This window comes from Parabacteroides johnsonii DSM 18315, assembly GCF_025151045.1.
GTDB lineage: Bacteria > Bacteroidota > Bacteroidia > Bacteroidales > Tannerellaceae > Parabacteroides > Parabacteroides johnsonii.
On the sequence record NZ_CP102285.1, the window covers coordinates 1,276,682 to 1,296,970 of the forward strand.

Here is a 20,289-nt window from a genome sequence, read left to right on the forward strand (position 1 = left end):
TCGTATCCTGTCTTTTTATTTTCATTTAATTATATATTAATTAGCACAATATATGTGAGTTTTTCATTCCTATAAGGACAAATTTCAGAAACGTATGTCTGGTAAATTATTGAGTCATCATAGTATGAACATATATCATTACTAAAAACAATGAAACAACTTCCATAAGATTGTGGTTGTAAAAATCGCCATTTAATAGCCCGTTTTTTTTGTAAAATTCGCCAATTAAAAAAATATGATTATCTTTGCATTATATTTTATAAGGTATGGAAACAGTAAATAGAATACTTCAAGAGAAGATTACAGCACGAATCGCGCCCAATAAAGCAGTACTGATTTTTGGTGCTCGCCGTGTTGGTAAAACGGTAATGATGCGTAAAATTGTGGACAACTATTCAGGTAGGACGATGATGCTCAACGGCGAAGACTACGACACATTAGCACTATTGGAGAATCGCTCAATAGCCAATTATCGGCATTTATTGGATGGTATTGATTTGCTGGCTATTGATGAGGCACAGAACATACCACAAATCGGTAGTATTCTGAAGTTGATAGTTGATGAAATACCGGGAATAAGTGTCTTGGCAAGTGGTTCTTCGTCATTCGATTTGCTGAATAAGACTGGTGAACCGTTGGTCGGCCGCAGTACGCAATTTCTCCTTACACCATTCTCGCAACGGGAAATCGCACAGACGGAAACGGCACTTGAAACCCGCCAGAACCTCGAAGCGCGCTTGATTTACGGTTCCTATCCCGAAGTAGTAATGATGGAGAACTATGAACGTAAAACAGACTACCTACGTGATATTGTCGGTGCATACCTGCTTAAAGATATCTTAGCAATTGACGGCTTAAAAAATTCGAGCAAGATGCGCGATCTACTGCGATTGATAGCTTTTCAGTTGGGCAGCGAAGTTTCTTACGAAGAGTTAGGTAAACAACTCGGCATGAGCAAGACGACCGTTGAAAAATACCTCGACCTATTGGAAAAGGTCTTCGTTATCTATCGTCTGGGGGCTTATTCGCGTAACCTACGCAAGGAGGTTACAAAAGCTGGCAAGTGGTACTTCTACGACAACGGCATTCGCAATGCCATTATCGGGGCTTTCTCACCGCTGGCCATTCGGCAGGATGTCGGTGCGCTGTGGGAGAACTACATCATCGGAGAGCGGCGCAAAGCGAACTTCAATGAGGGACTGCACAGGGAGTTCTATTTCTGGCGCACCTACGACAAACAGGAAATCGACCTGATTGAGGAGAGTGCCGACAGTCTTACCGCCTTGGAGTTCAAGTGGGGAAATAAAATGCCGGCCGCACCGAAAGCCTTCCAAGAAGCCTATCCCTATGCCGAGTTTCATGTGGTAAATCGGGAGAATTATTTGGAGTTCGTATAATCAATAAATTACGTATATGGAAACAAAACTACAATCCAAACAGCAATATCCGCGGTTTATCCAAAATAAACCGTGTGGTATTGACAAATTCGATGGAGGTTCGCAAGAAAGGTTGGCAAAAACTATTGCTCGCCATTTTTGTCAGAATGATTCATTGGATGAGGAATGTACTTTACCTCGAATTATCGGCATCGAAGGTATTTGGGGATCTGGAAAATCCAACGTGGTTAAAATGTTGGAACGTGAATTATCAGACGACTATTACTTTTTTGAGTATGACGCATGGGGACATCAAGAGGACTTGCAACGCCGCTCTATATTGGAATTGCTTACAAGCAAACTTATTGATGATGGTATCCTATCTGGAAATGCAACAATAAAAGTCAAAGGTGGAGGTACGAAAACCGTATCATGGTCTGAAAAGCTGAAATATTTATTAGCCCGTAAAACGGAGACCGTAACCGAAAAATATCCCCTTATCAGTAATGGTATGGTTGCGGCATTTTTGGTTGCAGTTTTAACTCCGATATTTACATTTATTGCGTATGCAGTAAAACCTACACCCACAACATGGTGGTTTTCTTTATTGTCTATTATCATAGCTGCACTGCCAGTTCTTATTGCATTGTGCGTTTGGAAATGGGCATATAGCAAAGATCATAAATATGGATGGAGTTATATGTTAGCTATTTATCAAGATAAAGTCGAAAAGGACGTTTGCTATGAGACTTTGAGCGAAGACGAACCAACGGTTTACGAGTTCAAAACATGGATGCAAGACATTTCTGATTTTATCAAGGAAAAAGGACAACGTAAATTAGTCCTTGTTTTTGACAACATGGATCGTCTCCCCGCTGAAAAAGTAAAAGAATTATGGTCTTCTATCCATACGTTCTTCGCCGATAGCGGTTTTGAAAATGTTTGGGCTGTTATTCCTTTCGATGAAACACATTTAGCTTGTGCATTCGGAGATGAGACCGACGAACAAACGAAACAACTGACCAAGTATTTTATCAATAAAACTTTCCCTATTGTTTATCGTGTTGCTCCTCCTGTTATTACCGACTATCGAAGTATATTCAACAAACTGTTTGTTGAAGCATTTGGAGAAACAGAAAATGAAGCGAAAGAAACTATAAATCGGATATTCAGATTGGTAAATCCTAATGCCAATGTTAGGGAAATTATATCATATATCAATGAGATGGTCGCTCTTAAACAAGAGTGGTGTAACGAAATTTTGATGATAAACATAGCATTGTTCTGTTTGAAGAAGACGGATATTCTGGCAAATCCAGTAGAACAAATATTGTCCGGCGACTATCTGAATGGCATTCAAACAATAATTAACAATGATCTGCAAACACAACGCGAAATTGCAGCTTTGGTATATGGTGTCGATGTTGAAGATGCTCGACAAATTCCATTGAAAAAATATATTGAAGGCTGCATCAACGGAGAAGAAGACCACGACATAAATCAATATGCAGAGACTAATAAACAATTTGACACTGTATTAGAAGAAGTTATACAATGTATGGACAATGCGCTTATCGATAAGATTATACATTGTTTGCATAAATTAACTCGAAAGAGCGATGTTATTCTGCGTGTATGGCAAAGAATAGCACAATTGAAATTAAAAGAATCCATAGAGAAGCAGGTGTTCCCTGTCGAATACCAAGAACTGCTGTTGCATTTAGACACGGAAAGCCAAAACCATGTGATTGCTCAATTATATAAGAAGATAGTTCGGTTCAATGACTTCAATGGCGGCGACTATTTCAAAACGTTAGATGCAATAGACAGGTTTATTGCGCAAAATAAGTTGGCGTGCGATTTTACGTCATTGATTGAAGCAAAAACAGTCAAGCCAAATACATTTATCGATTATATTCAAGCTGCAAATGCAACAGATGCTGCCTATCGGGATAACGCGACAACTAAAGCATATAAATATTATCAAGTAGCAACAAATTCGGAGGCGCTCGATAATTATTTGGCAAACTTACTACCCGATAATTTCGACCATGCAGATATTGTAAAAACGTTAAAAGATAATTCTACCTATACGTTTCCAACGCTTTTGCAAGCGATCACGAATTGCATTGATGAACAGAATGTAAATAAAGATAATATAGGGGCTATATTTACAACCTATCGTTTATTGGCATCTGACGAAGAAAGACCTTTACCTGTAACGTTAGATTCAACCTACATAAATCAGTTGCATTCTGAATTAGAAACTGATGGCCGAAACATTAAAGAGTCTGGATATTACGATTTAGTCGCCATGCAATTGGCACATGGTCATTCCGTTTCCTTAATAGAGGGTGGAGATATAAAATATGTTGCAGAACTCATGGACTATTATGTGGATCATGGAGACTTATTAGTAAATAGTGTGGGATGGAATATACCGCTATTAAATGAAACACTACAATACATGGTAAATCATAAACTTGGCTATAAATTATTGCTCTCAGACATATTGCCCCAATTTGAAGATATTAAGAACAGAATAGGTGTAACGGATGAGGTATTTATCGAGCATTTAGCAGAGTGGAATACCGATTTGGATAAGTATATCACTAAGAACAATATTAAAGATGTAATTCCTGACGCATCTTTTTACGATTTGACCACTAAAATAAGCAATGTCCTGACCGATCATATCAATAAAATAGCGTTCGAAGCGTTGTCTGAAATAAGTGTTGATACATTATACGCCCAAAGAACAGCACATACATCATATTATTGGTTTGTCGCAATAAAACATTTACTGGCTAAAATCAAATCCTTGCCAGATAACTTGACTGAATTTGGCAAAAAGATTCTGATGGATATTGCTTCTGGAACTCAAAGTTTGAATCCTTTCCCTAATTGTTTCAAGAATATAGTTGAAAGATTGGATAAACGAAAAATTAAATCGACAGTTACCGATATAAGAAATGATTTCTGCATCGGTAAAAAGACTATCAATGCAATAAAGTTTCAATTTTTCGAAACATGGCTTAGATCGCATGGTAATTTGAAAAGTCAAGCTGGAGACGTTATTGATAAAATAGTGAAACCTGTAATTTCCGATGGGGCATGCCGTTCATTGATTCTGCAAAACAAAGATTTTTATATGGATTTAATAAATACAGCAGGGGATGATGCTTATGAATTGAAAAAGAGTCTCCGAAACCTCATACAAAAAGATTCAGATCCGCAATTGGTTAAATTTGTCAATTCGATAGATTCAGTACCTGAGGTTGAAACCGCGTAAGTATTTGTCTAACAAGTCCGAATTTTACGATTTTACCCGTCAGAACTGAAGTGCCCCCCAAAAAAATTGTATCCAACTTTTGGGGGTCACTTCAAACTTCGATAGGGATAATTTTCAATTTTGGGGACTTGTTAGACAGTCTCATTATCTGGTAGCAGTTTACACAGCACCGGATCGTTTTTGATACGCTCCAGTTCCTCCTGCACAATCTGCTTCACCTCTTCCTTGATGCGCCGGTAGTTCGCCTGCACCGTTTCCTTCATGCGGTCGTTGCCGTCCTCGTCCGTGAAGTTTGTAATGACGGGAATTTTCTTGTAGGCACTTTCTTCCCGTTTCACCTTTTCGGCATCCACCACAATCTCGCAATGAAAAATCTTCTGCTCGATACGCTCGTTGAAGTTGTCGGATACAGAACCGACAAACATTCCCTGCGTAAGCCCGGAAATCTTACTCGGTGGAATGAGCGCGTCCATCTGCGTGTTGATGGAGGTGGAAACATCCTGCCGGTTGATGGAGATGGACTGCCGTTTCTGCAACACCTTACCGAACCGCTCGGAGAGCGTCTTGGCTGTTTCCCCCACCACCTGACCGGAGAAAATATTGCCGACAGTGTTCATCACCACTTTCGCCTCTTTGTCCCCGTAGTCACGCACTAACTGGCTGAAATCCTGAAAGCCCAGACACACGGCAACCTTGTTGCTTCGGGCGGTAGCTATAAGATTGTCCAACCCTTTGAAGTATATTGTGGGCAACTCGTCGATGATGACCGATGACTTCAGCATCCCCTTCTTGTTGATGAGCTTCACGATACGGGAATTATACAGACCGAGTGCCGCACCGTAGATATTCTGACGGTCGGGATTGTTACCCACGCAGAGGATTTTCGGCTCTTCGGGATTGTTGATGTCCAGCGTAAACTCGCTGTCTGACATCACCCAGTAGAGCTGCGGTGAAATCATCCTCGAAAGCGGGATTTTTGCCGACGCTATCTGACCCATGAGCTGCTCCGCAGCCCCTCCAAGCCACGCATCCATGAACGGCGAAAGGTAGTTCTCCAGCTCCGGATAAGAGGTCAGTATCGGAAATATATCCTCGTAACGGCGGTTCAGAAACTCGATAGCATGGGGAAACGTGCAAAACTTCCCGTTCTGATAGATTTTGAGATACCAGATAATACTGGCAAACAGAATGATAGGTGACTCCACGAAGAAGTCGCCCTGCTTTTGCACCCACGTTTTATTGAGGTTGAGCATTATTGTGTAGGCACTCTCATAGGCATCCGTAATATCTTCCATAAAATCCGGGTGAATGGGATTGCACCGATGAGAGCGTCGCGGGTCGTCGAAGTTGATCACATAGAACTTCGGCTTTACCTTGTAGCCGTCCGGGTGGTTCAGCAAATGGTTGTAGGCAATAGTAGATAGGTCGGGATACTTGAAATCGTAGATGTATTGACTAAAGCCCTTTTCAATCTGTTGCTTGATAAAATTGTTTACCACGGCATAGGACTTGCCGCTGCCCGGCGTACCCAACACGATGGACGCACGGAAGGGATTAACTACATTGATCCAACCGTTGTTCCAGCGTTTCCTGTAATAGAAACGTGTCGGCAGATTGACCGAATACTCGCTTTCGATAAGCCTCGTTTCCTGCATGAAACTCTCGTTCTCGTTGTTGAAAACATCCTCCATCAAATTGTGTTTCAACAGGCGGCTCATCCACAGACCACCCATCAACAGGCAGACATAGCCCGTTCCAATGGTAAGGACATACAGTCCCGTCACCGCTTCAAGCGGCAGCGGCAGGGGCAGCAACCACCAGTTCAGGAAAAACAGCACGAACCCGACGGCAAATGCTGTCCAGATTCTCCCCCAAGTGATTTTCTCACCCTTGACACCCTTCGTACCCAGACAGGACAAGGCAAGCAAAAGGACGGAAAACAGCTTCGTGTAGAGAATGGAATGGAACAGCCCCGCCGTGCGGTCGAAGTTCAGAAGGATTTTGTCCACCACGCCGATGTTCACGCCCCACAGCCGGATGGCTTCGTAGCAGAACCAGTACACGTTCATGACCACTAAAATGATACTCACGGCACGCAGAAAATCCATGATTTTCGCCAATGCCCTCAAATCGTCTTCTTGTTGTGACATACATTGATTTTTTAATTGTTGATACTCTGATTACATACCCAAGCCCTTGCGTTTTTTCTTCTTTTTGCGCTTCATCGCCCGGATGAAAGCCTCTTCCTCGGCATCTACCGCCGGACCTTCGGGAGTGAGCAAGCCCATACCGCCCGATATATCTTCACTGTCGTAGGCGGTCTGCCCGTGTGCCTTGTCCGCAGCATCCACAGGGATGGATAGCGGTATCGGCGGTTGTCCGGCGTATGGCAGGGTGAAGTGTTCCTGCAAGGCATTCGCCGAAAGCTCCTTACCCATGCGCGAACCGTTCAGCACGCATCCCGTGCGGTGGTCGATGAAGGTAGCCCCATAGATGCGCCCTTCCTCTGTGTAGCGCAGTACGGTGTCGATGCCCTTCTCTTTGAGTTGGGATACAAATTTGTCCTTGTCATAAGTGCCTTGCAGCACGGAAAGGACGGTGCGTTTCGTCATGTCTGCCAGTTTCCTATCCTTGATTTCCGATTTGGAACGGACAAACTTCTTCTGTACGGCTTCATAGCCTGCGGACTTCCCGAAAAGCGAGGATTTGAACGGGTTGCCCACCTTGTTACCCTTGTCGTCCGTGACGGAATAGACCAGCCCGTGATACTCCCGTCCGCGCACGTTGCCCCTCGCTTCCTCCACCGTCATATTATATAAGGAAAGGAGCGCACGGTATTCGCCCATCGTCTGGAAACGGTACTGCCCATTCAGAGCCTTCACGGTGTTGCCTACCTGCTTCTTCACATCACCTGCCGATGCGGCCACCTTGCGCAACGGATTATCCAATCTCTGATTTTTACGTTCTGCCGGATGCAATCCGTACTTCTGTTCCAGTTCCCTGCGGATACGGTCGCTGCGGCGGTAGAGAAAATCCCGGTTGAGCCTTTTCCCGTTCTCGTCCACGTTGACCGTCACGATGTGCAGGTGGTGGCGGTCGATGTCCTCGTGCTTGAATACAAGATAAGGCTGGTTTCCGAAACCGAGTTTTTCCAGATACTCGCGGGCGATATTCTGCAACTCAATATCGGTCAGCACATCCTCCGGGTGCGGGTTGAGAGAGATATGCACCACCGGCTTCTCGATCTTCATCTGCGGTGGCAGGAAGGTGAGAAAACCCTCCATCGCCTTGCCTATGTCCACCGTTCCCGAACCGTCATTGTAGATGCGGTTGGTGGTGAGAAGCCGCCCCTGCGCCTCGTTAATCTTCTCCCCGTTGTAGGCAATCGCGCCGTACAACGAACTTCCTACACTGATTTTTGCGACCATTTTGCCTCCATTTCCCTTGAAAGTTCCACAATCCGGCGGCTCAGTTTCACGAGTTCGACGGTGTGTTGCTCTAATTTGTAGAGCAACGCCATCGCCTTTTTCTCTGAAAAATGCAGCCTCAGTTCCTTCACGACTTGGTTGTAATTCGTACCCACGGCACGGAATTGTGCATGAAAATCCGACAGTTTGGTGTAATAGTCCACCAACGTCTTGTCCACCTTCAGCACCTTGAACGGTTGCCCGAAGAAGTGCGCTTTGAGGAAAACAGACCGTGCATAGACACCCGATTTTCCGAACATGGCGAGGAAACGGTTGTGTTCCTCCTCGTTGAAACGGACGGTGTACCGGTACACCGCCGGATCAAGTTTGGGATTTCTCCCTGATTTGCTTTTCCTTTTCTCTTTCATATTACTTTGGATTTAGCGGATTGACGGCATAAGCCGCCGCTTCGGATTACAGCACCGCAGTTCTGAAAGGCTTCCCGACTTCGGAGGGAAAGCCCGCCCCCTGCAAGGGCAAGTGCTTTTCGTGGCTGCTCAAAATATTTTGAGCGGCTGAAAAGACATCTTGCTATGTTCAGGTGAACATAAAAATCCGTCAGGGGACGGATTGGGAAAATACCTTTCAGGACTCCGGGCCGCGCGTCATCGGCGAACCCTGCTGTCCGGGTGCAAAGTTACGCCCTTAAAGCGGTATCGGACAGATGCTTGACCCGGTCAATGACTGCCAACTGGCGCAACGTGCCGCCACTTGCCGGAGAAGTGATACAGGTTCCAAAATATACTTGTTTATTTGCAGCATGATTCAAGAAACGAACGATTTGAAGATATGATAAACGGAACATTCAAATACCCGGAAATCCGCTTCTTCGGATACTTGCCGAAACGGATACCCGAACCGTCGGAAACCCGGTTCTCCGACAATTCGGTGACGTATGGATTCAATGACTTCATGACGCAATGTCGTCAATCACCATTTGTCCGACGCACCGCTTCACCACAGAACCGGATACGCGACGACCCGCCTGCGTGTGTAGTCACGGAAGCGGATGGTGCGACAGCCAAATCCGTATGGAAACAGAAAAACAAATCATCAACAATTAAAATAAATGGAACTATGAGTAAGGAAATCTTCGTTGCATTCGCAACACAGAAAGGTGGCATCGGCAAATCCACTGTCACGGCACTTGCCGCCAGCTACCTGCACAACGTGAAAGGCTACAATGTCGCCGTCGTGGACTGCGACGACCCGCAGCACAGCATCCACGGGCTGCGCGAACACGAAATGGGGCTTATCGACAGCAGCACCTACTTCAAGGCTCTCGCTTGCGACCATTTCCGCCGGATCAAAAAGAACGCCTACACCATCGTCAAAAGCAATGCGGTGAACGCCCTCGACGATGCCGAGAGGATGATTGCCACTGAGGACGTGAAACCCGACGTGGTGTTCTTCGACATGCCCGGCACACTCCGAAGCAACGGCGTGATAAAGACGCTCTCGCAGATGGACTACATTTTCACTCCGCTGAGTGCCGACCGCTTTGTCGTGGAGAGTACCCTGAAATTCGTCACGATGTTCCGCGACAGGCTGATGACTACCGGACAGGCGAAAACAAAGGGGCTGCATCTGTTCTGGACGATGGTGGACGGCAGGGAGAGGAACGACTTGTACGGCATCTACGAGGAAGTGATAGCCGAAATGGGCTTTCCGGTACTTTCCACCCGCTTGCCCGACAGCAAGAAGTTCCGCCGTGACCTTTCGGAAGAGCGCAAGAGCGTTTTCCGCTCCACCATCTTCCCGATGGACACGGCACTGCTGAAAGGGAGTGGCATCCGGGAGTTTTCCGAAGAGATAAGCGACATCATCAGACCGCAGTGAGCATGGGCAGCAGGAAAGTGAACACGGAAGGCATCGACGAGGAACTGCTGTTAGCCTCCATCGGGCGGCGCACACAGGACGGGACACTGCGCCCCGCACAGGAAGTACCCGCAGCTGCACCGACCGAAGAGGACACCGCCGCACCGGAACCATCTCCTGTGCAACCCGTAACACGGGAAAAAGCGCAGAGGGAAAGTGGACGCCGGAAAAGGCAGGACGAGGACTACAACGAGCTATTCCTGCGCCGCAACGAGATAAAGACCCGCCAATGTGTCTATATCAGCCGTGACGTCCACGGCAAGATCCTCAGAATCGTGAACGACATCGCCGGAGGGGAAATCTCAGTAGGCGGATATGTGGATACCGTGCTGCGCCAGCATCTGGAACAGCACAAGGAGAGAATCAACGAACTGTACAAGAAACAACGTGAAGATCTGATTTGAAAATGGAAAAAGAAATGACACCGAATGAAAAAAGACCACAGCAAGACTGCGGAGGTATGTTTACCCAAGTGCAGGCGAGTGTGGAAATACTGTCGCCTGTCCCGGTAAGCGGCAAATGCAGTGAGAAGGACTATGAACGCCTGTTCATCCGCGACCCGGAAGTAAAGGCACGTGAGGGGAAGATGGCGTATGTGCGCCCGGAGTACCACGAGCGTATCATGCGTATCACCCGTGTAATCGGGCATGACCGGCTTACGCTGTCCGCTTACATCGACCATGTGCTGACGCACCACTTCAACCAGTGCGAAGATGCGATAAAGAGCCTTTATGCCCGAAATTACAATTCAGTATTCTAACCAAAAACGGAAGGATATGAATTACACAATCAGCATGACAGACATTCTGCTGGCGGTATCGGTCGGCTGCAACCTCTGGTTCCTGTTCCTGCTCCTTTACGAGCGCATCATGGACACGCGGATTGTCCGCTTCTTCAAGGGCATTGTCGGATTATGGCGGTCACTGGACGGGAATGAGGCTAAACGCATAGCGGCACACGAGGAAGTCCCTGCGGAAAAGGCGGACATCATCGGCAAGAGCCGTTTCAGGATGGCATCCACCCGGACAACCGCTGCCATACCGACGCAAGAAGCCGCCACTATTGAAAAAGGCATTGAGCTGTCGGAGGAAGAGGCTACTTTTGACGACGGAAAAACGGGAAACGCATCCCGCCCGGCACAAGTCCCGGAGGAAAAACTCGATGAGACCTTCACGAGCATACCGCCGGAGGAACTGGGATACGGGGACGACGAACCGGAAGAGGACGCCTCGGACACGCCACGGGCTTCGGGCAGCAGCTTTGACGAGATTGACGACGCCTGCAAGACCGCCAAAAACCCGGACGCGACACAGGCGGAACGTGAAAAGGCGGCTAAGGTGTTCACCGACATGGAGGGCACGGAGTTGTACGAGAAAATGATGGAAGGCTCTTCGGAGATAGGCATCCGCATCAAGGGGCTTATCGAGATTCGGCTGAAGAAATCTGAAAAGGAGTTCGTCGTGCCGGACAACATCGAGGAGTTCGACATTCGCAACTATGTATGACAACAATAAAAGAAATGAACATGAAAGAATGACATCAACCCACGCGGCGAGGAAACGCAAGGCGCATCCCCATCCGCAACGGACACGCCCACGTCCGTGGAAACAAACGGGCATCCACTAAAACCAAAGTAAAGAAACAAAGTATCAACCGCCCGACAAAGGACCATCCACCCTTTTGACGGCAAAAAACAAGAACAGTTTATGAACAAGAACATCTTGAAAAACAGAAAAGCAATCCTCTCCGCGGCACTTGTCATCGCCGCAACCGCCTCCGCTTTCGCGCAGGGAAACGGCATCGCGGGCATCAACGAAGCCACCTCTATGGTGAGTTCTTATTTCGACCCCGGAACTAAACTGATATACGCCATCGGTGCAGTCGTCGGGCTTATCGGGGGCGTAAAAGTGTACGGCAAGTTTTCATCGGGCGACCCCGACACCAGCAAGACAGCCGCCTCGTGGTTCGGCGCGTGCATCTTCCTGATTGTTGCCGCCACCATCCTGCGCTCATTCTTCCTTTAATAAATAATGTATGGCTGAATACCCAATCAACAAGGGTATCGGCCGTCCGGTAGAGTTCAAGGGCTTGAAGGCACAGTACCTCTTCATCTTCTGCGGAGGTCTGCTGGCTCTCTTCGTCCTGTTCGTCATCCTCTACATGGTCGGTATCGACCAGTGGATATGTATCGGCTTCGGCGCGGCATCGTCCTCCCTCCTTGTATGGCAGACCTTCGCGCTGAACGCCCGGTACGGTGAACACGGGCTGATGAAATTAGGAGCGGCACGGAGCCATCCCCGATACCTTATCAACCGGCGGCGGATAACCCGTCTGTTCAAACGACAACGAAAGGAAGAAAGACAATGAGGAATACATCGAAAATGACAACACTGGAAAACAGGTTCCCACTTTTAGCGGTGGAGCATGGCTGCATCATCTCAAAGGACGCCGACATCACGGTGGCTTTCGAGGTGGAACTACCGGAACTTTACACCGTGACGGGTGCGGAGTACGAGGCGATACACAGTTGCTGGTGCAAGGCTATCAAGGTGCTGCCGGACTACTCCGTCGTCCACAAACAGGACTGGTTCATCAAGGAACGCTACAAACCGGAGCTTCAGAAGGACGACATGAGCTTTTTAAGCCGCTCTTTCGAGCGTCACTTCAACGAGCGTCCGTACCTGAAACACACCTGCTACCTCTACCTGACCAAGACAACAAAGGAGCGTAACCGGATGCAGAGCAATTTCAGCACGCTGTGCCGGGGACATATCATCCCGAAGGAGCTGGACAGGGAAACCACGACCAAGTTCTTGGAAGCCTGCGAACAGTTCGAGCGCATCATGAACGACAGCGGGCTTGTCAGGCTGCGCCGCCTCTCCACCGATGAGATTGTGGGTACTGAGGGAAAGACGGGACTTATTGAACGCTACTTCTCGCTCATGCCGGAAGGTGACACCACCTTGCAGGACATCGAGCTTTCGGCAAGGGAGATGCGCATCGGCGACAACCGCCTGTGTCTGCACACCCTCTCCGACGCGGAAGACCTGCCGGGCAAGGTGGCTACCGACACCCGTTACGAGAAGCTCTCCACCGACCGGAGTGACTGCCGACTGTCATTCGCCTCCCCGGTGGGGCTTCTGCTCTCCTGCAACCATATCTACAACCAGTATGTGCTGATAGACAACAGTGAGGAAACCTTGCAGAAGTTCGAGAAGTCCGCCCGTAACATGCAGTCGCTATCTCGCTATTCAAGGAGCAACAGCATCAACCGCGAGTGGATAGACCAATACCTGAACGAAGCCCATTCCTACGGACTGACCTCGGTACGGGCACACTTCAACGTCATGGCGTGGAGCGACGATGCGGAGGAACTGAAGCATATCAAGAACGACGTGGGCAGCCAGTTGGCAAGCATGGAATGCGTGCCGCGCCACAACACCATCGACTGCCCGACACTCTACTGGGCGGCGATACCCGGCAATGCGGCGGACTTCCCGGCGGAAGAGAGTTTCCACACCTTCATCGAACAGGCGGTGTGCCTGTTCACAGAGGAAACCAACTACCGCAGCTCGCTCTCGCCCTTCGGCATCAAGATGGTGGACAGGCTCACGGGAAAACCGCTGCACCTTGACATCTCCGACCTGCCCATGAAGCGAGGTATCACGACCAACCGCAACAAGTTCGTGCTGGGTCCTTCGGGCAGCGGCAAGTCTTTCTTCATGAACCACCTCGTGCGCCAATATTATGAGCAAGGCGCACATGTGGTATTGGTGGACACGGGAAACTCCTATCAGGGCTTGTGCGGCATGATCCGACGCAAGACAGGCGGAGCGGACGGTGTGTATTTCACCTACACGGAAGATAAGCCCATCAGCTTCAACCCGTTCTACACCGACGATTACATCTTCGACGTGGAGAAGAAGGACAGCATCAAGACCCTGTTGCTGACGCTCTGGAAGTCGGAGGACGACAAGGTGACAAAGACGGAGAGCGGCGAGCTGGGCAGTGCCGTGAGTGCCTATATTGAGCGCATCCAATCCGACCGTAGCATCGTGCCGTCGTTCAACACCTTCTACGAGTATATGCGTGACGACTACCGCAAGGAACTGGCACAGCGTGACATCAAGGTGGAGAAGTCCGACTTCAACATCGACAACATGCTCACCACCATGCGGCAGTATTACCGGGGCGGGCGTTACGATTTCCTGCTCAACTCCACGGAGAACATCGACCTGCTCGGCAAGCGGTTCATCGTCTTCGAGATAGATTCGATTAAAGAAAACCGCGAACTGTTCCCCGTCGTGACCATCATCATCATGGAAGCCTTCATCAACAAGATGCGGCGGCTGAAAGGCGTGCGGAAACAGCTTATCGTGGAAGAGGCTTGGAAGGCCCTCTCATCGGCGAACATGGCTGAATATCTGCGCTATATGTATAAGACGGTCAGAAAATATTACGGCGAGGCAATCGTGGTGACGCAGGAGGTGGACGACATTATCAGTTCTCCGGTGGTCAAAGAGAGCATTATCAACAACTCGGATTGTAAAATCCTGCTTGACCAAAGGAAATATATGAACAAGTTCGACCAGATACAGGCGTTGCTCGGACTGACGGAAAAGGAGAAGTCGCAGATACTCTCCATCAACATGGCGAACAACCCTTCACGGCTCTACAAGGAGGTGTGGATAGGCTTGGGCGGCACGCAGTCGGCGGTCTATGCCACGGAGGTCAGCGCGGAAGAGTATCTGGCGTACACCACCGAGGAAACGGAAAAAGTGGAGGTTTACCGTCTGGCGGAGAAGCTGGGCGACGACATCGAAGCCGCCATCCGGCAGCTTGCCGAAAGGCGGAGAAACAAGGAATAACTAAAAAACAGAATGTATCAACCAAAAAAGAAAAACGCGTATGAATTTACCAAAAGTGAAAATGCTGCAAGTCAGCAAGTGCCTTATCGGATTGGCGGTCATGATGCTGCAATCCTGCGACGTGGCCGACAACCGCCGCGACATGCTGTGCGGGAACTGGGAGAGCGTGGAGGGAAAACCTGACGTGCTTATCTACAAGGAGGGCGAAGCCTACAAAGTGACGGTGTTCCGTCGTAGCGGTCTGCGCCGCAAGCTCAAGCCGGAAACCTATCTCTTGCAGGAGGAGAACGGCAACCTGTTCATGAACACCGGCTTCCGCATCGACGTGTCCTACAACGAGGCCACGGATGTGCTGACTTTCTCGCCAAACGGGGACTATGTGCGGGTGAAGCCGCAGCCGGGACATCCGACCGAAGAATAACAACCACTAAAATCCAAAGTAACATGAGAACAAGAATAACAATGATTATCTGCCTGTGCCTGCTTTTCGCGGGCAGGGCAAGCGCACAGTGGGTCGTAAGCGATCCGGGCAATCTAGCGCAGGGCATCATCAATGCCTCCAAAAACATCATCCATACCTCCAAGACCGCCACGAACATGGTGAGCAACTTTCAGGAGACGGTGAAAATCTATCAGCAGGGCAAGAAGTATTACGATGCCCTCAAATCGGTGAACAATCTGGTCAAGGACGCCCGCAAGGTGCAGCAGACCATCCTGATGGTGGGCGACATCACAGACATCTATGTGAACAGTTTCCAACGGATGCTCCGTGACGGGAATTTCAGACCCGAAGAGCTTTCCGCAATCGCTTTCGGCTACACGAAACTGCTGGAGGAAAGCAACGAAGTGTTGACGGAACTCAGGAACGTGGTGAACATCACCACGCTCTCCATGACCGACAAGGAGCGCATGGACGTGGTGGAACGCTGCCACTCGAAGATGAAGCGTTACCGCAACCTCGTGAGCTACTACACGAACAAGAACATCTCCGTGAGTTACCTGCGTGCGAAAAAGAAGAACGACCTCGACCGCATCATGGGGCTGTACGGGAACATGAACGAAAGATACTGGTAGCCTATGAAGTTCGACAACCTTCATCAGATTTTACGTTCACTTTATGAGCAGATGATGCCGCTGTGTGGGGACATGGCTGGTGTGGCGAAAGGCATCGCCGGGCTGGGTGCGCTGTTCTACGTCGCCTACCGGGTATGGCAGTCGCTGGCGAGAGCTGAACCGATAGACGTATTCCCGATGCTCCGTCCTTTTGCCATCGGTCTGTGCATCATGTTCTTCCCGACTGTGGTGCTGGGCACGATAAACAGCATCCTCTCACCCGTCGTACAGGGCACGGCAAAGATGCTGGAGGCGGAAACGCTGGACATGAACCGATACCGGGAGCAGAAGGACAAACTGGAATACGAGGCGATGGTACGCAACCCCGAAACCGCCTACCTCGTGTCCAACGAGGAATTTGACAAGCAACTGGAGGAACTCGGCTGGTCGCCCTCCGACATGGTGACGATGGCGGGAATGTATATCGACCGGGGAATGTACAACATGAAGAAGAGCATCCGCGACTTCTTCCGCGAGATACTCGAACTGCTGTTCCAAGCCGCCGCCCTCGTGATAGACACCGTCCGCACCTTCTTTCTCGTGGTGCTGGCGATTCTCGGTCCGATAGCCTTCGCCCTGTCGGTATGGGACGGTTTCCAAAACACGCTCACGCAGTGGATATGCCGCTATATACAGGTCTATCTGTGGCTACCGGTATCGGACATGTTCAGCACCATACTGGCGAAGATACAGGTTCTGATGCTGCAAAACGACATCGAGCGGATGCAGGCAGACCCGAACTTCTCGCTGGATTCGAGCGACGGGGTGTATATCGTATTCCTCTGCATCGGCATCATCGGCTACTTTACCATTCCCACCGTTGCGGGCTGGATTATCCAAGCCGGAGGCATGGGCGGTTACGGTCGCAACGTGAACCAGATGGCGGGACGAGCCGGAAGCATGGCGGGCAGCGTGGCGGGTGCAGCCGCAGGAAACGCAGTCGGACGTGTCGGCAAATTGCTGAAATAATCAATGTGCAATCATAAATTGGAAAATATAAATGGAATTCAAATCACTTAGAAACATCGAATCGTCGTTCAGGCAGATACGCCTGTTCGGTATCGTCTTCCTCTCGCTGTGCGCCGTGGTGACGGTGTGGAGCGTGTGGAACTCCTACCGTTTCGCAGAGAAGCAACGGGAGAAAATCTATGTGCTGGACAACGGCAAGAGCCTGATGCTCGCCTTGTCTCAGGATTTGTCGCAGAACCGCCCGGCGGAGGCACGGGAACATGTGCGCCGTTTCCACGAGATGTTCTTCACGCTATCACCTGAAAAAAGCGCGATTGAACACAACGTGAAACGTGCCTTGCTGCTGGCGGACAAGAGCGTGTACCACTATTATTCGGACTTCGCGGAGAAGGGGTACTACAACCGCATCATCGCCGGGAACATCAACCAAGTGCTGAAGGTGGACAGCGTGGTGTGCGACTTCAACGCCTATCCCTACCGTGCCGTGACCTACGCCACACAGAAAATCATCCGGCAGAGCAACGTCACCGAGCGCAGCCTCGTGACCACCTGCCGCCTGCTGAACGCATCGCGGTCGGATGACAACCCGAACGGTTTTACCATCGAGGGTTTCACCATCATTGAGAACAAGGATTTACAGACTATCAAACGGTAACAGGACATGAAAAGTATCAGAAAATCAATGTGGGGCATGTATTGGAAACTCCACGACAAACGGAAACGCTTGGCGGCAAGTCTCAAAGGGTATCTGGACGGCTTGCCGCCGGAAACACGCCGCCGCATCGTGCTGGGGATGTTCGCCGCCTTCGCGGTGCTTGCCCTTTACACCTTCGGCAGAGCCGTCTATGACATCGGCAGGAACGACGGCTCACATATGGAAACGGGACACGCCGGACGGGTGGAACTGCCGACCCCGGCGGAAACAGGCAATCACTTAACACCTTATTTATATGGAACAGACAAAGAATGAACCGACGAAAGAGAACAAAGCTGCTCCCGAAACGGGGAAACCGAAAAAGGAGCGCGAACCGCTGACAGAGGCGCAACGGCTGAAACGGCAGAAGATGATCGTGCTGCCCGCTATGGTGTTGGTGTTCATCGGGGCGATGTGGCTGATATTCGCCCCGTCCTCCGGCAAGGAGCAACCGCCGGGAACGGACGGATACAACACCGAGATGCCCGACGCTGACAAGGCGAACCGGCAGATTATCGGCGACAAGCTGAAAGCCTACGAGCATGGGGAGATGGAAGAGCGTCAGGAGAGCCGCAACCGTGCCATCGGGCAGCTGGGCGACATGTTCGACCGCGAGATAGCGGGAACGGAGAACGGAGTGGACTTCGACCTCGCCAATCCGGGCGGCAAGGAAGAAAGGGCAAAGCCAGCCACGCCGCAGACCATCCAGTCCTCCGCAGCCGCCTACCGTGACCTGAACGCCACGCTCGGAAACTTCTACGACCAGCCGAAAAACGACAATGCGGAGATGGACGAATTGTTGGAGCGCATCGCATCGCTGGAGTCGGAACTGGAAAGCGAGAGGGGCAAGGCTTCCTCTATGGACGAGCAGGTGGCTCTTATGGAGAAGTCCTACGAGCTGGCGGCAAAGTACATGGGCGGTCAGAACGGAGGACAGCCATCGGCGGAACAGAGGGCAGAGCCAACTACCGTGCAGAAAGGGAAGAAGAACAAGGCAATGCCTATCAGACAGGTGGAGCATCAAGTAGTTTCTTCACTCTCACAGCCTATGAGTAACGCGGAGTTTGTCGCCGCCTTATCGCAGGAACGCAACCGGGGTTTCAACACGGCTGTCGGCACGGCGGAGGTATTGGACAGGAACACCATACCGGCGTGCGTGCATGGGGCGCAGAGCGTGACGGACGGGCAGACGGTAAGGCTGCGCCTGCTGGAGCCTATGGCGGTGGCAGGCAGGACAATACCCCGGGGTGCGGTGGTGGTCGGCACGGGCAAGATACAGGGTGAGCGGCTCGACATCGAGATTACCTCGCTGGAATACGACGGCACGATTATCCCCGTGGAGCTTGCGGTCTATGACACGGACGGACAGCCCGGCATCTTCATCCCGAACTCGATGGAGATGAACGCCGTCCGGGAGGTCGCCGCCAACATGGGCGGCTCGCTGGGAAGCAGCATCAACATCTCCACCAATGCCGGGGCGCAGCTCGCCTCCGACTTGGGCAAGGGGCTGATACAAGGCACGAGCCAGTACATCGCCAAAAAGATGCGAACCGTCAAGGTGCATCTGAAAGCCGGGTACAGGGTCATGCTTTACCAAGAAAAATATTGAAAACAATAAAAATTACCACTAAAATCCAAAAGTAATGAGAAAAGTAATCATCATGTTTGCCCTCGCTATGGGCATCATAACTGCCAACGCGCAGGAGAATGTAACCGTTGAAACGACCAACGGAAGTGAACAACCGACCTTGACGAAGGAGGTCTATCCGCAGAAGGAGGCGGACGGCGACCTATATCACGGGCTGTCACGCAAGCTGACCTTCGACCGCATGATACCGCCGCACGGTCTGGAAGTGACCTACGACAAGACCGTCCACGTCATTTTTCCGGCGGAGGTGCGCTATGTCGATTTAGGCTCGCCCGACCTGATTGCCGGGAAAGCCGACGGAGCGGAGAACATCATCCGTGTGAAGGCTACCGTAAGGAATTTTCCCAACGAAACGAATATGTCCGTCATCACGGAGGACGGCAGTTTCTACACCTTCAACGTGAAGTACGCCGCCGAACCGCTGTTGCTCAACGTGGAGATGTGCGACTTCATCCATGACGGCAGCACGGTGAACCGCCCGAACAACGCGCAGGAAATCTATCTGAAAGAGCTGGGCAGCGAAAGCCCGATGCTGGTGCGCCTTATCATGAAGTCCATCCACAAACAGAACAAGCGCGAGGTGAAGCATATCGGCTGCAAGCGTTTCGGCATCCAATACCTGTTGAAAGGCATCTACACGCACAACGGCTTGCTTTATTTCCACACGGAGATAAAGAACCAGAGCAACGTGCCTTTCGATGTGGACTACATCACTTGGAAAATCGTGGACAAGAAGGTTGCGAAGCGTACTGCCGTGCAGGAGCAGATTATTCTGCCGCTCCGCGCGCAGAACTACGCCACCCTCGTGCCGGGCAAAAAGAGCGAGCGCACGGTCTTCACGATGGCGAAGTTCACCATCCCCGATGACAAGTGCCTCGTGGTGGAATTGAACGAGAAGAACGGCGGCCGTCACCAGTCCTTCGTGATTGAGAACGAGGATTTGGTACGCGCGGGTACCATCAACGAACTTCAAGTACGCTGACC

Annotated in this window: 19 protein-coding genes; 16 read left to right on the forward strand and 3 right to left on the reverse strand. The window is 50.1% G+C overall.

All coding sequences use genetic code 11. The features are described 5' to 3' along the window. Positions 1–266 precede the first annotated feature (266 nt). A complete protein-coding gene (locus NQ564_RS05170) occupies positions 267–1,397 on the forward strand; it encodes an ATP-binding protein (RefSeq protein ID WP_004291480.1) in 1,131 nt (376 codons plus the stop codon). 16 nt (positions 1,398–1,413) lie between these two features. Then, positions 1,414–4,668 carry a P-loop NTPase fold protein gene (locus tag NQ564_RS05175; RefSeq protein WP_004291481.1) on the forward strand — a complete coding sequence of 1,085 codons (3,255 nt, stop codon included), beginning with the start codon at positions 1,414–1,416 and terminating at the stop codon, positions 4,666–4,668. 131 nt (positions 4,669–4,799) lie between these two features. Here NQ564_RS05175 and mobC read toward each other — a convergent pair whose 3' ends face one another. The 3 genes from mobC to mobA are packed head-to-tail and all read right to left on the reverse strand — an operon-like array spanning position 4,800 to position 8,503. Continuing rightward, a complete protein-coding gene (gene mobC, locus NQ564_RS05180) occupies positions 4,800–6,818 on the reverse strand; it encodes a conjugal transfer protein MobC (RefSeq protein WP_004291482.1) in 2,019 nt (672 codons plus the stop codon). Positions 6,819–6,848: 30 nt separating this feature from the next. After that, positions 6,849–8,096: a conjugal transfer protein MobB gene (mobB, locus tag NQ564_RS05185; RefSeq protein WP_004291483.1), complete on the reverse strand. Its 1,248-nt coding sequence runs from the start codon at positions 8,094–8,096 to the stop codon at positions 6,849–6,851. After that, positions 8,075–8,503: a conjugal transfer protein MobA gene (gene mobA / locus NQ564_RS05190; RefSeq protein WP_004291488.1), complete on the reverse strand. Its 429-nt coding sequence runs from the start codon at positions 8,501–8,503 to the stop codon at positions 8,075–8,077. The genes mobB and mobA overlap by 22 nt, the downstream gene beginning before the upstream one ends. Before the next feature lie 421 nt (positions 8,504–8,924). Between mobA and NQ564_RS05195 the strand changes: the two genes are divergently transcribed. The 14 genes from NQ564_RS05195 to traN all read left to right on the forward strand — a co-directional run bounded on the left by NQ564_RS05195 (position 8,925) and on the right by traN (position 20,287). Beyond that, entirely contained in the window at positions 8,925–9,974 is a 1,050-nt protein-coding gene (locus NQ564_RS05195) for a ParA family protein (RefSeq protein WP_004291492.1), read from the forward strand. Positions 9,975–9,976: 2 nt separating this feature from the next. After that, complete coding sequence (locus NQ564_RS05200; protein ID WP_004291503.1) at positions 9,977–10,417, forward strand: DUF3408 domain-containing protein; 441 nt, start codon at positions 9,977–9,979, stop codon at positions 10,415–10,417. Between the two features lie 2 nt (positions 10,418–10,419). Continuing rightward, entirely contained in the window at positions 10,420–10,773 is a 354-nt protein-coding gene (locus tag NQ564_RS05205; RefSeq protein ID WP_004291505.1) for a DUF3408 domain-containing protein, read from the forward strand. Positions 10,774–10,789: 16 nt separating this feature from the next. Beyond that, complete coding sequence (locus NQ564_RS05210; RefSeq protein ID WP_004304280.1) at positions 10,790–11,518, forward strand: hypothetical protein; 729 nt, start codon at positions 10,790–10,792, stop codon at positions 11,516–11,518. A gap of 201 nt (positions 11,519–11,719) precedes the next feature. Continuing rightward, the gene (locus NQ564_RS05215; protein WP_002560983.1) at positions 11,720–12,037 is read left to right on the forward strand and encodes a DUF4134 domain-containing protein; all 318 of its coding nucleotides are present in this window, start codon (positions 11,720–11,722) and stop codon (positions 12,035–12,037) included. Positions 12,038–12,047: 10 nt separating this feature from the next. Continuing rightward, positions 12,048–12,380 (forward strand): DUF4133 domain-containing protein, encoded by a 333-nt coding sequence (locus tag NQ564_RS05220; protein WP_004291514.1) that lies wholly within the window; start codon positions 12,048–12,050, stop codon positions 12,378–12,380. Further along, positions 12,377–14,881, forward strand: a complete 2,505-nt coding sequence (locus NQ564_RS05225) for a TraG family conjugative transposon ATPase (protein WP_004291515.1) — start codon at positions 12,377–12,379, stop codon at positions 14,879–14,881. The genes NQ564_RS05220 and NQ564_RS05225 overlap by 4 nt, the downstream gene beginning before the upstream one ends. Before the next feature lie 40 nt (positions 14,882–14,921). After that, positions 14,922–15,302, forward strand: coding sequence for a DUF3876 domain-containing protein (locus tag NQ564_RS05230; RefSeq protein WP_004291516.1), 381 nt, complete (start codon positions 14,922–14,924; stop codon positions 15,300–15,302). A gap of 23 nt (positions 15,303–15,325) precedes the next feature. Continuing rightward, on the forward strand, positions 15,326–15,955 hold the full coding sequence (locus NQ564_RS05235; protein ID WP_004304283.1) for a DUF4141 domain-containing protein: 630 nt from the start codon (positions 15,326–15,328) through the stop codon (positions 15,953–15,955). 3 nt (positions 15,956–15,958) lie between these two features. Continuing rightward, the gene (gene traJ, locus NQ564_RS05240) at positions 15,959–16,963 is read left to right on the forward strand and encodes a conjugative transposon protein TraJ (protein WP_004291518.1); all 1,005 of its coding nucleotides are present in this window, start codon (positions 15,959–15,961) and stop codon (positions 16,961–16,963) included. 31 nt (positions 16,964–16,994) lie between these two features. Next, positions 16,995–17,618: a conjugative transposon protein TraK gene (traK, locus tag NQ564_RS05245; protein WP_004291519.1), complete on the forward strand. Its 624-nt coding sequence runs from the start codon at positions 16,995–16,997 to the stop codon at positions 17,616–17,618. A gap of 27 nt (positions 17,619–17,645) precedes the next feature. Further along, entirely contained in the window at positions 17,646–17,933 is a 288-nt protein-coding gene (locus NQ564_RS05250; protein WP_018697145.1) for a TraL conjugative transposon family protein, read from the forward strand. Further along, positions 17,914–19,266 (forward strand): conjugative transposon protein TraM, encoded by a 1,353-nt coding sequence (gene traM, locus NQ564_RS05255; protein WP_004291521.1) that lies wholly within the window; start codon positions 17,914–17,916, stop codon positions 19,264–19,266. The genes NQ564_RS05250 and traM overlap by 20 nt, the downstream gene beginning before the upstream one ends. Positions 19,267–19,300: 34 nt before the next feature. Continuing rightward, a complete protein-coding gene (traN, locus tag NQ564_RS05260) occupies positions 19,301–20,287 on the forward strand; it encodes a conjugative transposon protein TraN (RefSeq protein WP_004291522.1) in 987 nt (328 codons plus the stop codon). The last annotated feature ends 2 nt before the right edge of the window (positions 20,288–20,289 follow it).

Coding starts and splice junctions, on each gene's coding strand:
- NQ564_RS05205 (WP_004291505.1), top strand. CDS start 10,420: ATGGAAAAAGAAATGACACCGAATGAAAAAAGACCACAGCAAGACTGC.
- NQ564_RS05215 (WP_002560983.1), top strand. CDS start 11,720: ATGAACAAGAACATCTTGAAAAACAGAAAAGCAATCCTCTCCGCGGCA.
- traM (WP_004291521.1), top strand. CDS start 17,914: ATGGAACAGACAAAGAATGAACCGACGAAAGAGAACAAAGCTGCTCCC.
- traN (WP_004291522.1), top strand. CDS start 19,301: ATGAGAAAAGTAATCATCATGTTTGCCCTCGCTATGGGCATCATAACT.
- traJ (WP_004291518.1), top strand. CDS start 15,959: ATGAAGTTCGACAACCTTCATCAGATTTTACGTTCACTTTATGAGCAG.
- NQ564_RS05200 (WP_004291503.1), top strand. CDS start 9,977: ATGGGCAGCAGGAAAGTGAACACGGAAGGCATCGACGAGGAACTGCTG.
- NQ564_RS05220 (WP_004291514.1), top strand. CDS start 12,048: ATGGCTGAATACCCAATCAACAAGGGTATCGGCCGTCCGGTAGAGTTC.
- NQ564_RS05250 (WP_018697145.1), top strand. CDS start 17,646: ATGTGGGGCATGTATTGGAAACTCCACGACAAACGGAAACGCTTGGCG.
- mobB (WP_004291483.1), bottom strand. CDS start 8,096: ATGGTCGCAAAAATCAGTGTAGGAAGTTCGTTGTACGGCGCGATTGCC.
- NQ564_RS05230 (WP_004291516.1), top strand. CDS start 14,922: ATGAATTTACCAAAAGTGAAAATGCTGCAAGTCAGCAAGTGCCTTATC.
- mobA (WP_004291488.1), bottom strand. CDS start 8,503: ATGAAAGAGAAAAGGAAAAGCAAATCAGGGAGAAATCCCAAACTTGAT.
- traK (WP_004291519.1), top strand. CDS start 16,995: ATGGAATTCAAATCACTTAGAAACATCGAATCGTCGTTCAGGCAGATA.
- NQ564_RS05175 (WP_004291481.1), top strand. CDS start 1,414: ATGGAAACAAAACTACAATCCAAACAGCAATATCCGCGGTTTATCCAA.
- NQ564_RS05210 (WP_004304280.1), top strand. CDS start 10,790: ATGAATTACACAATCAGCATGACAGACATTCTGCTGGCGGTATCGGTC.
- mobC (WP_004291482.1), bottom strand. CDS start 6,818: ATGTCACAACAAGAAGACGATTTGAGGGCATTGGCGAAAATCATGGAT.
- NQ564_RS05195 (WP_004291492.1), top strand. CDS start 8,925: ATGATAAACGGAACATTCAAATACCCGGAAATCCGCTTCTTCGGATAC.
- NQ564_RS05170 (WP_004291480.1), top strand. CDS start 267: ATGGAAACAGTAAATAGAATACTTCAAGAGAAGATTACAGCACGAATC.
- NQ564_RS05235 (WP_004304283.1), top strand. CDS start 15,326: ATGAGAACAAGAATAACAATGATTATCTGCCTGTGCCTGCTTTTCGCG.
- NQ564_RS05225 (WP_004291515.1), top strand. CDS start 12,377: ATGAGGAATACATCGAAAATGACAACACTGGAAAACAGGTTCCCACTT.